The following is a 13,208-nucleotide window of genomic DNA, read 5'->3' as shown; positions in this document are numbered from 1 at the left end:
AAATGTCAGGGATTGTTTGTTGCTCCAATTTCGACTTAGATGTCAGGGATGGCTGGCAACTCGCAGACTTATAAAACGCCGGGTGGTTTAAAGGCGTTGCAATTTGATTTGTTCAAGCCGTACGAAGAAATGTTTCGTTACGGGACTTTTACGCGTCACGGCGGGGTGAGCCTGGCACCTTTTGATTCGTTGAATACTGTCTTCGCCACGAATGATGTGAGGGAGCACGTGGCAATGAACCAGCAGAAGGTGCGGGAAGCGCTTGGATTTCCGAATGCACCGCTGGTGGTTCCCAGTTTTGCGCACAGCAATAAAGTGGTGACCGTCCGGGACAGGGAGATGGTTACCTCAAAGTTTTACACTCTGACAGGTGCCGATGCGGTAATCACGAAGGAGCGAGAGGTGATTCTTTTTCTGAGCACGGCGGATTGCAGTCCCATTTTCTTTTACGAGAAGCAGTTTGGAGTCATTGGGTTGGCGCACGCTGGGTGGCGGGGAGTCGTTGCCAATGTTGTGGGCGAGACCATCAAGGCGATCTTTGATTTCGTGCCGGCTTCCGCGGAAAATATTGTGGCGGCAATAGGGCCGACGATTGGACATTGTTGCTATCGGATGGCGAATGCCGAGCAGGCTGGATTACCGGGGTGGGAGAAATATTTGGGAAAGTGCGAGTATGGTTTGACGGCGGTTGATCTTGGGAGCGCACTGGAGGATCAACTGTATGATGCGGGAATTCTGAAGGAGAATGTTTTCAATTCGCGTCTTTGCACAGCCTGTCATCGGGAACAGTTTTTTTCACATTGGGCCGAAAAGCCGAAGACGGGCAGGTTTCCATCGGCGATCGTAAAGTTGTGATGCCTGGGTGAAGTAAGTAAATATTGGCAAGGATAATGCGGCGGATGAGCTGGATTGCGCTGGCGGGTTCCGCTTCGGATTGTCTGCCTTGAACTGTTTAAAATCGCGGGCCGAAGCGGGGTTTCTTTTTGGGTTTTGATGCTATCAACATGCCGGCCCATACGGGCCTTAAGAGGTCACTGGTTTGTCCCGAGTGGCGGGTGTAAAAGGTGGGCAAGCATGACGGGTTTGACGAAAGCCATTCCCAAGTTGGTTGAATGACCTTTCCTGCCAAAGCTTTCCCGAATTCACTCAGATTTTGAGAGGGTGTTACTTGCCAGTTCCTGTGAGTTGAGCCGGAATGTTTTCGCGATTGGCGATCGCGGGGTTATCAAGAAGTTCCTTGGTGTTATTATTCATGGCGAGACTCCATTTCCAATTCCAGCACATGAAGAAGCAGGTTTTCGGGAAGTCTTTTTCCACGCCGGCGATGAAGCGGCGATAATCGTAATCGCCGGGCGGCTTCTCCGAACCATGCGGGCCGTATTCGGTGAAGCCGAAGGGCTTGGGCAACTCAGCCACTTCATCGTAACCGTGGATGTGTTGTTTATCGACGAAGTCGGTATAGGCATCGAGGCCGACGAGATCGACGTAGTTGTCACCAGCATAATAGGCGGCCGTATTTTTGCCGTGGTTGGGGCTGTAGACCCAGAGGAGGTTGTCGAGCTTTTTGGTGGTGGTGAAGTAGTGGAACATGTGTTGCCAGACTTTCTTGAAAGTTTCGGGGTCTTTATCACCCCACCAGAACCAACCGCCATTCATTTCGTGGAAAGGGCGCCAGAGGACGACAACGCCGGCGTCTTTGAGTTGTTGCAGGCCGGTGGCAATGGTGTCGAGTTCGTTCATCCAACGTTTGTGAGTGTCTGAATTGGGATCGAGAAGGGTGTTCAGGTCAACACCCTTATCCCGCAGGCCGCCGCCATTGGTGTTGGCGGGATTGTATAGGTGTGCACTGATGGTGACGAGACCGCCTTGTTTCCAGTAATCGATGGCTGCCTGATTTGGTTCCTTGGAGGTAAGGCTGCCTCGTCCATAGTTGGCGTAATCAGCGCCCATGAGCGCGGGCCAGTGGCCGGTTTGGCTCTGGATGTTCTCAAGCAGTTTGAGGCTTGCTCTCGGGCCGGCATCAGTGAACTGGCCGGAGAGGATGCGATTGGTCCGAGCAGAGGCGAGGCTTTGGAAATAGCTGAGAATTGCACGCGCTTTGGCGTTGGCGTTCGGATTGGCGGGATCGGCGGATGCCGACGCCATGGCGGTAGCGGTGAGAGCGAGAAATAGAAAGAGCGAACAAATGCGTTTCATCAGATAATTGGGAGCTTCTGCTACCAAGTGTATCGGATGGACGATGTGAGCCCAATATTTATTCTTGGGGATGGCTGACGCGATGTTTTTATGAGTATGAGCTTCTCAGCAAACCAGAATCTTTTAGGGATTTGGCAGGCGGCCGACCCGGTAGAAGCGCAGCGTTCCAACCTGGAAAGCGTCGCTTACATGCACGCTGTTGCTGCTGGCGGTGTTGGTAACAGTCGGTGACCAGGCGGTCAGGTCGGCGGATTTTTCCACCACGTATTTGAGACCGGGGTTGGCAGTGTGCTCAAAGGTAAACTGACCATTCGTGACTTGGGCGAGGAAGTTGGAAATCGCGACGGGACTGACCACGGTAATTGAAACCGGAGAAGAGGTAGTTGCCAGGCCGACGCTGTTTTGCGCCTTGCCGGTGAGAGAATAAATTCCGGCTGCCAGGTTGGACGCGGTAAAGTTGAAAGGGGAAGAGGGGGTGGAGCCCAGGGAATTAGTGACGTTTGCAAAATATTGCACATTGGTGACTGAACCGGTGCCGGCAGTGACTGTAGTAGTGAACTTCACATTGGCTGGGGCGGCATAAACGGCCCCGGAGGCCGGGGCGGTCAGGCTGATTGTGGGTGGAACAGAAGCAGCAACCACGTTGACCGTGCCGACCATGCCTACCCCCGCATGAGGTATGCATTGATAACCGAATGAACCGACGGTGTTGAAGGTATGCGAGCAGGAGGTGGTGACGCCGCCGCTGCCGCAGAAAGGGTCGGTGCCGGTGCCGGTTACGGTGTGTGAACCGCCGGCATTGGAAAAGACGATGGTATCGCCGACGTTGATGGTGATGACAGCAGGTCTGAAGGTGAGGGTGGCTCCGCCGAAAGCCACGTTTGTGGTGGCAGCCGAAGCCGAGTTTTGGGAAAGAATTAAAAGCGCCAGGAGAAGAGCGGCCAACGGGATTTTGAAGGGGAACTGATTTTGAATTCTCATCTTAGCTTTCAGGTTAGGTGTTCGATTATCAGTACGCATTTAAGATGATCGCTCGATTTTCAGGGTATCCTGATTTGCAGATGTTGCAAACAAATAACCCTTAAACAGCAACCACTTGAGATTAGGAGGCGATTACTTCAGTTTTGTTCCCAAGTTAATGAACTTTTTATTGAAACCTGTAGGTGAGCGTCGCGAAAATGCCTTGAGCGTTATAATTATTGAAGGTGCCGCTCGTGGGTTCGTCGTAGAGGAAATAGGCGTATTGGAGTTTGGCCGAGAGATTTTTACCGAAGCGGCGCAATAAACCGCCTTGAATGACGTGTTGCTGGTAGCGGATGCCTACGGGCAGGCCGGCGACAAAATTATTTTGAGCATAATCGGCGTAGGAAAAGGAGTAAGTCGCAAATATGTCGGTAGCCTGACTCAGCACATAGGTGGCATTGGCAAGAACGCTGTAGATATCGCCGCGATAGGGGACAATCGAGGGGTCGCCGTTGTTGGCGGTGACGGTGCTGGAGTTTTGGTAGGAGAAAGTCCCAGAAAGATAAAGCCGTTGAAAAGGGGTGACAGTGGCGCCCAGGCTGTAGATGTGGTCATCGGAGTGTCCCGCCAGCAAAGTGCCGCCCGGAGAGATGCCAAAGGGGACGGGATCGGTGGTGGTATGATAATCAGACGAGAGCATCCGATAGGAAAGTGTGGTCCTAAACCAACTGGTGACGCGCAGGGCGATTTTGGTTTCCACTTCATCCGTGAGAAGATCACGTGCGCGGATGAAGGCCGAATAGCCAATGCCCGGGAAGCCGATGGGCTGTTGATCCAGCGTGTTATTATAGTGGCTGTTATCGTCGTAGCGGCGAAATTGCGCGGTGAAAGAGACCCACGGCCAGGGAGAAGTATTGAAGCCGGTGCGAATGTCATAAAGCTGGCTCGAAAAGTCCGTTTTCCGTAAGAATTCCTGGTCGCCCCCTTTCTCCTCTTCAAACTGGCCGATGCTTTCCTGGCGCAACCGGGCATCGGCGAACAGCGCGGTGAAAGGAATTTTTGTATAACGCACGCCAATATTTTCCTCGACCAACGCCGTATCCAAATCGGAAGTGGTGGTGACGGGGACAGGAAAGAAGAAGTTGGCGCCAAAAATTTCATCAAAATTGTCGTTACCGAAACCTTTTTGGCGGGTGTATTCGTTTTGGACGCCAGCCGAGAGAGTCAGACCATCCCATGGGCCGAGGAGCGTGCTTAAGTTGAAGACCTGCGATTCACGTTCGAGGGTGATGTCAGGACCGCGCCAGCGGTGTTGCGGGAGAGCAATGCCGGAGAGATTGATCGTGTCAACGCTGAAGGAGGCATCAGCGTTCAGGTGGCTGTAGAGGTAGCCGGCCGAGCCGAACAGCCAATCATTGAACTGTTTTTCAGCATGGAGTGTGTTGGCGCCCTGGAAATGATGGTAACCTTCGCTGACGCTTTCACCCTGGAAGGTGCTGACGGCCGGGAAAAAAATGACATTGGTATCATGGGTGCGCAAAGAGTAGAACTCGCCACGGAAATTATCCTCAAGCTGGATACCCTGAATATCGTAACTTAAATCGAATTTGATGATGTGGGTTCGTTCGTTCTGGTACTGGCTGGCGGGAGCAATTTTGCGATCGATTCCGCCTTGCACGATGTCGCCCCATTCGAGAGTGGATTTATTGCCGTTTTTATATTGGTATTCGTAGCCTAAAACCATTTGCGGCCAGTTGGGCAGGGTGAGTCCGAAGTCAATCCAGGCACGTCCGATATCGAGGTGCAGGTCGCGGTCGAGGCTAAACACCTGGGGAGTGAAAGTGGGATAGAAGCCGCCCGTATCAGAATAGTATTTGCGATATTGTTCCCAGCCCGTGTGCACGAAACCGACTTCATCCTTTTGCACGGACAATTCCAGTCTGTAATCGTCCTGCAGGACATGACCCAAAGTCATGACCTTGGTGTCGGGTTTGACTTGCTCCGTCAGTTCGAATTGTTCCACACCACCGTTCCAACCTTCGCGTTGCCAGTAATGTTCCCGGAACTGCTGCTCGTTTCCATTCACAGTGATGAAACGCAGGGTGGGGGAAAAGGTGAAGGCGAGAGTATTGGTGGGGGCGGTGGAACTCCACATTGCGCCCTGATCAATCCAGGCGCGGAGCAGGGCGATTTGACCGGGAGTCAAGGGATTGCCTTTGCCGGCGGGAGGCATTTGCATCTCCTCCGGCAGCCCGGCGACGAATTGGACGAGTGGACTTTTGGCGCTGTTACCGGGGAGGATGTCCACGCCATTTTCCCCACCTTTGATGGCCGAGTCACGATTATCGAGGCGGAAATGACTTTTCGGTTTTTCCGGCCCATGACAACGGAGGCATGACTGATTGAAGATGGGTTGGATATCGCGCGAGAAGTCAATGTGGTTGGTGGCGGGCGGAGGCAGTTTGGAAAGATCCGCCTCGGCAGCAGTTGCGGCGATACTTAGAGTTAATAGGAGCAAAAATAGAGCCGGACCGGACCGGGATGAGAGTGGGTAAGTCATGGCGCTTCTGGAAAATGGTACGGCTCACTGCTTCAATAGAACATGTGAGGGTTAATGTTTGAGCCATGGATGGCGGTGTGGCAGCCGGCAGTCCAGCAGGTGCCGTAGCGGAGATGGTCGGTGTGATCTTCCTTGCCAATGAAGATATGCCCGGTGCCGCCAGCGCCGGGACCCTGGATTTGTGCGTGGCATTTGAGACAAAGATTTGAATCGCGCTGGATTAGCATCTTGGCGTTGATGGAGCCGTGGGGACTGTGGCAGACGATGCAGCCTTCCCGAAGCGCTTCGTGTTCGAATACGAAGGGACGCGTTTGTTCGCGATGACACTGGGAGCAGGTCTCATTCAGGCGTGACATGGCGAGACCATGTTTTGGTTTCATGATGTCCAAACCGTGCGGGTCGTGGCATTGGACACAGTTCATTTTCCCTTCGATGAGGGGATGATGTTGGGGAAGATGAAAGGCGGCCTCGGTTTCGAGGTGGCATTGGAAACAGGATTGAGGGTCTTTGCCGGGATTGATGATGAATCTGCCGCGCCCGCCACCGACGGCGACATGTTTGCTGGCGGGGCCATGGCAGGATTCGCAGCCTTGAACACCGGGCATACCAGCTTTCTCGAGACGCAGCCGTGCATGAGGGCTGGCGGGGAAGGCGTGGCTGATGTTGGCGTGGCATTCGAGGCAGGCTTTATCACCGACGAAAGTGGCACCCTCGATTTGAGGGGGAGCAACGATGGTTCGATCGGTGGTGGAACAGGAATTGAGGAGCAGAACCAGAGACCCGATGCCGAGAGACATGAGGTATCCGGCGAACCATTTCCACGACTTCACGACAGGCCTCCGGCGTTAAGCACTCTAAAACACATCCAGTACATCATTTTGTGGCTAAGAGTGATGAACCGGAATAAATGTTCCCAAAAAAAATAAGCAGGCAAATCTTAAAGTCGATAATAATGTTGAGACTTAATCTCAATGGAGCTATTCCCAGTGACGGAAGGACCCTCCGAAAAGGAATGATTGTGGGGATTAAAAATCCAGTTAAACTGACCAACATGGCGGGCGAGCGACGGCCATCAGCGTTGCTTGCGAGACTCGAGGAAGGTCGTTAATTCCTTCATTTCTTCAGGCGTGATATTGCTTGCATAGGCAGGCATATTTCCTCGTCCACCCAGGATGGTAAGGATGAGTTGTTCCTTCGTACGTTGGCTGCCGATGTTGGTGAGGTCCGGACCGCGTCGTCCACCGTAATTTTCGATCAGATGGCAGTTCAAGCAGCCTTTGGAGTAAAACAGGTGTGCGCCTGCAGCAATCGGACCGCTCGCAGCTCCAACGACTTTTTCCGACAGGGGTTCGATATTGAAATTGGGTGACCAATTGGATTTTATGCCCGCCCTCCAAAAAGTCGCGATCATTATAACAACCATGAGCACGGCCGCCCACGCCCAGGGGCGCCGACGCGGGCTGCGTTCACCCCTCTTTGAGATGAATGGGAGGACAATCAGCCAAAATCCTGCCAGCATGGGGCCAAAGACCATGAACCAGGTTTCCGTTCCTTTGGGCAGAAGTGCCAGCACAGCAAAATACCAGAGCAGATACCAGTCCGGCCTTGGATATGCTTCAACCAGACTTGGATCGGGCTGTTTGCCCAGCTCCGGCGGGCCGAATGCCAACGCCAGGATCACGATGACAGCTGCCATGGCTGCTCCAAAAACCACATCGCGCCAGGCCGAATCAGGCCAGAACGGCACTCCATCCTTCTTGAGATAATCTGCATACTCCTGATGGTATGTCTTGCGGGAAAGAAACTGACCAGGTTTCGGCGGTGGAGAAATGCCGTGTCGCAAAACCCCAAGCAAGTGAATGCCGACGAAGGCAAAGACCATTGCCGGCATGATGAAAACATGTATGGCAAAAAAGCGGCTTAGCGTGGCTCCGCCCACGGTGTCGCCACCCAGGGTAAATCGTGCCAGCCAGTCACCGATCAAAGGCGTTCGTCCAACCTGTTCCGCAGCGACAATTACTGACCAAACGCCGGTTTGATCCCAGCGCAAAAGTTGTCCCGTAAAACCCATGATCAGGACAAATCCCAACATCATCACGCCGGTAACCCAGGTCATCTCTCGAGGGTATTTGTAGGCTCCAAACAGGAACACCTGAGCCATGTGGAGTCCAACCATCAGCACCATTGCGGAGGCTCCGTAGTAATGGAGAGCGCGAAGGAAATTGCCGAATGGTGCCTGGTTTGTGATGAACTGCAAGGTCTCATAGGCGTGTGCGGTGGAGGGAATATAGGAGAAGGCGAGGGCGACGCCGGAGATAACCTGAATCATGAAAGCGAACAGAGTCGCACTGCCGAAAACGTACCACCACCGTGCTCCACGCGGCACCAGATGTGTGATCATCGGGCCGAATGTTTCCGTGAACCCCACGCGATCGTCGAGCCACTCCCAAGTCTGCTTGAGCTTTCTTCTGATCATGACAATTCCTGCGTCAGCTAACAATCGGGATGGGAGCGGTTTCTATCTGTACCTCACCATTCAGCACCCGAACGGGATAGCGGGTGAGAGGACGCTCAGGCGGCCCTGCGGCCACGTCCCCGTTTTCATAGAACACGCCGCCATGGCAGGGACACATAAACAGTCTTGCCGCAGGCAGCCATCGAACCGGACATCCCAGATGAGTGCAATTAATCGAGAAGGCAACGAAGGTGTTCTCGCTCTCCCGTCGCAACCATGCTGCTGTGCGCGCTGTGACGCCCGCCCATGGTTCCGGCGAAGCATCATCATAGCGCACATCCACTGTCTCACCGATTTTGAAAGAATCAACCTTCCCGACAGAGCGCCAGACTTTCGGCTCGTGGCGAGTCAGCGGACTGAAGATAAAACCAACCAGAGGGGCGGCCAATCCCAAGGTGATGCAGCCGCCAAGAACGAGGCTTATGTCCCGGAAAAACGCCCGTCTTGAAAGTTCCTCCGGGGTGGCGGGCGATTGTGGATGGGGAGGCCCTTGATTATGAGTTTCTTTCATGGCGAATACTTTTGATCCATGCTGCCAGCGATACTGCGAACAGAATCGCTCCGATGCCACTGATGATGGGTGAACTGATCAGGCCCCAAATCAGAAAAGTGGATGCGAGTGACAGGGCCGCAGGAGCCAGAGATGGCCCGGGCGGTCTTTCCGGTCGTGCGACATCCCAATCCGGGGGCGGTGTAGCGGGTAGATGAACGGTATTGTTGGCCATAAATTGTTTTCGAAACGGGTTATGAGGTTCCGGCCCCTCCTGCTTGCGGGCTGGGGACGAACGGGGCTTCTGCGGGTTCATTATTGCCGTACCAGCGGGCGAGTTGCCCGATAATACCGACGAGGTAAATCAAGCAGGATGGAACCCACATCAACAAGCCACCCACCTGTTGATCCACAGAAGGGGTGAGACCCCACTGCTGCCGGATCAAGGGGAGGATGCCGAGTCGATCGACAGGGTGATGATAAGCCGAACAGACAGGCACCGGGGAAAAGGTGATGTAAATTCCGAGGAGCGTGCAGGCCATGCAGGCCATGAACAAATAGGCCACACCGGCAAGTGGTGCAATCCGCCGGGAAGTGCCGGGGCGGAGAACAGGCCACCAGAACATTCCCCCCATGATCAGGAGGGAAATGGTTTGCAAACGTCGAATCCAGTCATTTGTGGCTGCTGCGTTGCAGAAGGCAGGGATGTGCCAGAGCCACATGGCGCCTACTCCCGCGAGCCAGGAGATTACAAGGCTCTTCACAGAGATATTGGGTTCAGGACATTTTTCATTCCGCGTTGAGTGTTGAGCGGATTGGACTGGCAAACTGAGACAGAACAGGGCAGGGATGATTAGAAGCAGTAAGAGGTGCTGAGCCATATGTGCACTGAATAGATATCCCCTGGCTAGGGCGTTGAGGGGAGAGAACATCGCCACTGCAAAGAGAGCGGCGGCCAATGCCAGCCAGAGCTTATGACGTGCTGAAGAAATCTGTCTTCCCATGCCGGCGGCCAGTAGGAGAACGCACAATGTCAAGGCTGCGGGGATCACGTTCCAGCTTGAGGATAGAAATTGTGTTGTTGTCATAGATGTGGTCCGACGAGATAAACGGTTGTAAAGACAAAGATCCAAACCACGTCGACAAAGTGCCAGTAAAAGCCAATGGTTCTCACCGCCTCGATTCGTCCCGATTTGAAATCACCTTTGAATGCCAGCCAGAGTACGATCAGCAAGCCAATCAAGCCGACGCAGACATGCAACCCGTGAAAACCGGTCAGGGTGAAAAACGAACTGGCGAAGAGGGTCGTATCGATGGTAACGCCGCGACGGAACAGATCGAAGTATTCATGGCCTTGTCCCACGATAAAAACCAGGCCGAGCAGTATTGTGATGACCAACCAGAAGCGAAAGCTATGGTGATTGCCGCGATGCAGGTTCTTCTCCGCGAGCCAGAACGTGAGGCTGCTGGCCAGGAGGAACAGAGTGAATACGGTTGCAAGATTGCGGTTGAGATGGGCCGCTGCATCAGGCCCAGTGCTGTGCCAATAGGCATTATAATAGATGTAACCTGAAATCAGGAGGGCGAAGAAAGTCGCTTCAGAAAGAATGAAGCTCCACATGCCGACAAAGTTCTTTTCCAGATAAGGGCTATCCTGGTTGACCACGCCGGAGATGGGCGGGTCTGGATTTTCCGGATGCATCAGGTCCCATACCGGCCGGCGGCTGTGCACAGGCGGCACGCGTTCAAAGTTGTGTTCTGCCGGAGGAGAGGTGGTGATCCATTCCAATGTAAAAGCCCTCCAAGGATTGTCCCCCGCAGGTTCGCCATGGCGCAGGCTCCGGAAAATATTCCAGAGCAGGACCAGCACTGCGACTGCGGAGAGCACCGCTCCCGCGGTGGAAATGAGGTTCAAAGAGGCGTAATAAGGGAGATCTGGATAAGTGTACACGCGACGCGGCATGCCGATGAGGCCAAGGATGTGTTGCACAAAGAAAGTCAAATTGAAGGAGATCATTGTCAGCCAAAAATGCCATTTGCCGAGGCGCTCGGAGAGCATGCGGCCACTCATTTTGGGGAACCAGTAGTACAGGCCGGCGAAGGTCCCGAAGACTGTGCCGCCGATCAACACATAATGGAAATGCGCAACGACATAATAGGTGTCCGTTGTTTGCCAGTTGGCCGGAACAGCGGTGAACGTGACGCCGCTGAGTCCGCCAAGGGTGAAATTGACGAGAAAGCCTATGGCAAACAGCATGGAAGTGGTGAAACGCAGCGAGCCGCCCCACATGGTGGCTATCCAGTTGAAAACCTTTACTCCCGTCGGGATGGCGATGAGCATGCTTGCAGCTCCAAAAAAGATTTCAGCAGCGTGCCCCAACCCGGAAGCGAACATATGATGAGCCCAGACTCCGTAGCTCAGCAGGGCGATGATGACGCCCGAAGTTGCAACGAATTCGTAACCAAAGATCGGCTTGCGGGAGAATACCGGCAGCACTTCCGAAATCATTCCAAAAGCGGGCAGCGCGAGGATGTAGACCTCCGGATGACCGAAGGCCCAAAAGAAGTGCTGCCACAGGATGGATGCGCCGCCGCGGAGCGGGCTGAAAAAAAAGGAATTCAGTTGCCGATCAATCAACAGCATCACGATGGCCACATTGAGTGCAGGGAGCGCAAAAATGATGAGGACTGCGGTGATGAAGGACATCCAGACAAAGAGCGGCAGTTTGCGCATGGTCATTCCTCGAACGCGGAGCGACAAAACCGTTGCGATCAAATTAACGCCGGCAGCGATCGAGCTGGTGCCCAGAATGAGTAGAGATGCAATCCAGTAGTTCACCCCGGGGCCGGAGGAGAAAGATTTTTCACTCAGGGGCGCATAGCTGAACCAGCCGACGGCAGGAGGATCGCCCGTTGCGTAGCTGAAGTAGAGCAGGATGCCTCCGAATACCAGCATCCACAACGTCATGGCGTTCAGTCGTGGAAATGCCATGTCGCGTGCGCCGATCATCAGCGGGACAAAATAATTGGCGAACCCGATGAGCATGGGCATTCCGACCAGGAATACCATGGTTGTGCCATGCATGGTAAACAGCTGATTATAAGCAGCCGGATGGATGAGAGTGTTGTTTGGGAAGGCCAGTTGCAGACGCATGAGCAGGGCCATGATGCCGGCTATGGCGAAAAAGACGAGGGCAGTAAACAGATAGAGAATGCCAATGCGTTTGTGATCGACTGTGGTAATCCATCCATAAAGCCAGCCCGTTTCCTTGACTGAAGCGGGTTGGGGGAGCGGAATGGCGTTGGAAGTTGTTTCACTCATTTTAGTGTCTGGAAATAACTCACCATATCCTGCACCTGTGCGTCGGTGAGCAACATGTTTGGCATGAGATTGCCCGGTTTGAGTTTTTGCGGATTTTTGAGCCACTGCGCCAAATGTTCCGGCGTGTTCTCAACCACGCCTGCACCCAGGGTTTGACGAGTGGCGACATGGGTGAGATCTGGTCCGGCGTGGGGTTCGCCCGGCAGACCACGAATGGCGTGGCAGTTAATGCAGGTTATTTGCCTAAACAGTTCGGCGCCCCTTTGAGCCGATGCACCTGCAGGAGTGGGAGCAGGTTGCAGCTGTTGCCGTTCCCAGTCGGCAAACTCCTCGGGAGATTGAGCGGTTACCCGAATCCGCATCCAGGCATGTTGAACCCCGCAGAATTCTGCGCAGACTCCATAGTAATCCCTGGGCTGGTTGGCCTGAATCCAGATGAAATTCGCGTAGTCGGGCATCACGTCCATTTTCCGCCCCAGTTGCCCTACCCAGAAATCATGGATGACATCGGCTGACTCGAGGCGAAGCAACAGGGGTTGGCCCGTGGGGATATGAATTTCATTTGCTGTCACCACACCGGACTTTGGATACCTCGCTTCCCACCAAAACTGGTGTCCAGTTACGATAATATCGGGATCTCTGTTGTGCCTGGGGGGATCGGATGCATACATTGATCGGACTGTGAGTATCAGCAGGTAGACCAGCAGCAGAAAAGGAATGACAGTCCAAACAATCTCCAACGTTTTATGGCCCCGAAGTTGATGTGGTTCCGGATGTTCCGGGCGGCCTCGAAAGCGCCAGATGCAATAGGCAACCAGTCCACACACCAGAGTCATGATGACTGCACTTATGACGAACGTCACGTTCAGGAGGTCCACGGTGGACCGCGCGAACGGGGAATTTGGATGAAATATACTGGTTTTTTCCATAGATTGGGGAAAACCCCAGCCTTGTTCGAGAACGGATGTCCTTGTTCGAATAGAGTGCCACCGGAGGCACGCTATTATTGCACATTAGTCCGGGTCCCTTGTCCTTCAATGGGGTGATGAACCGAGAAAACCGGGGAAGGACAATTACAGGAAAAGAGACCGTTGGTCTCAGGGAAGAATGGGGGAACCGGGGGAGAATGGCTGATTGATCGTGAGGCGTGAGCCCGGAAGGC

11 protein-coding genes are annotated in these 13,208 nt (G+C 53.9%); 1 reads left to right on the top strand and 10 read right to left on the bottom strand.

What is annotated here, in order from left to right; translation table 11 throughout:
- Positions 1-39: 39 nt before the first annotated feature.
- Positions 40-855 (top strand): purine nucleoside phosphorylase YfiH/LACC1 family protein, encoded by an 816-nt coding sequence (locus tag CFLAV_RS17540; RefSeq protein WP_007416126.1) that lies wholly within the window; start codon positions 40-42, stop codon positions 853-855.
- Between the two features lie 309 nt (positions 856-1,164).
- Here CFLAV_RS17540 and CFLAV_RS17535 read toward each other — a convergent pair whose 3' ends face one another.
- The 10 genes from CFLAV_RS17535 to coxB form a co-directional block, all read right to left on the bottom strand.
- Positions 1,165-2,196 carry a glycosyl hydrolase gene (locus tag CFLAV_RS17535; protein WP_007416125.1) on the bottom strand — a complete coding sequence of 344 codons (1,032 nt, stop codon included), beginning with the start codon at positions 2,194-2,196 and terminating at the stop codon, positions 1,165-1,167.
- Between the two features lie 123 nt (positions 2,197-2,319).
- Positions 2,320-3,177, bottom strand: coding sequence for a cupredoxin domain-containing protein (locus CFLAV_RS17530; protein WP_040549272.1), 858 nt, complete (start codon positions 3,175-3,177; stop codon positions 2,320-2,322).
- Between the two features lie 166 nt (positions 3,178-3,343).
- Positions 3,344-5,719, bottom strand: coding sequence for a c-type cytochrome domain-containing protein (locus tag CFLAV_RS17525; RefSeq protein WP_007416123.1), 2,376 nt, complete (start codon positions 5,717-5,719; stop codon positions 3,344-3,346).
- A 32-nt stretch (positions 5,720-5,751) separates the two neighbouring features.
- Positions 5,752-6,516, bottom strand: a complete 765-nt coding sequence (locus CFLAV_RS37880) for a cytochrome c3 family protein (RefSeq protein WP_083809003.1) — start codon at positions 6,514-6,516, stop codon at positions 5,752-5,754.
- Positions 6,517-6,791: 275 nt separating this feature from the next.
- Entirely contained in the window at positions 6,792-8,195 is a 1,404-nt protein-coding gene (locus CFLAV_RS17515) for a cytochrome b N-terminal domain-containing protein (RefSeq protein WP_007416119.1), read from the bottom strand.
- Positions 8,196-8,208: 13 nt separating this feature from the next.
- Complete coding sequence (locus tag CFLAV_RS17510; RefSeq protein WP_007416118.1) at positions 8,209-8,745, bottom strand: QcrA and Rieske domain-containing protein; 537 nt, start codon at positions 8,743-8,745, stop codon at positions 8,209-8,211.
- On the bottom strand, positions 8,729-8,959 hold the full coding sequence (locus tag CFLAV_RS34995) for a hypothetical protein (RefSeq protein ID WP_150107472.1): 231 nt from the start codon (positions 8,957-8,959) through the stop codon (positions 8,729-8,731). Before CFLAV_RS34995 ends, CFLAV_RS17510 begins: the two co-directional genes overlap by 17 nt.
- Positions 8,960-8,978: 19 nt before the next feature.
- Entirely contained in the window at positions 8,979-9,812 is an 834-nt protein-coding gene (locus tag CFLAV_RS34205; RefSeq protein ID WP_007416116.1) for a cytochrome c oxidase assembly protein, read from the bottom strand.
- Positions 9,809-12,046 carry a cytochrome c oxidase subunit I gene (gene ctaD / locus CFLAV_RS17500; RefSeq protein WP_007416115.1) on the bottom strand — a complete coding sequence of 746 codons (2,238 nt, stop codon included), beginning with the start codon at positions 12,044-12,046 and terminating at the stop codon, positions 9,809-9,811. The genes CFLAV_RS34205 and ctaD overlap by 4 nt, the downstream gene beginning before the upstream one ends.
- Complete coding sequence (gene coxB, locus CFLAV_RS17495) at positions 12,043-12,975, bottom strand: cytochrome c oxidase subunit II (protein ID WP_007416114.1); 933 nt, start codon at positions 12,973-12,975, stop codon at positions 12,043-12,045. Before coxB ends, ctaD begins: the two co-directional genes overlap by 4 nt.
- Positions 12,976-13,208: the final 233 nt, after the last annotated feature.

It is taken from the genome of Pedosphaera parvula Ellin514, from assembly GCF_000172555.1.
In the GTDB taxonomy this organism is placed as follows: domain Bacteria; phylum Verrucomicrobiota; class Verrucomicrobiia; order Limisphaerales; family Pedosphaeraceae; genus Pedosphaera.
This window is presented reverse-complemented; position numbering and strand designations above follow the sequence as displayed.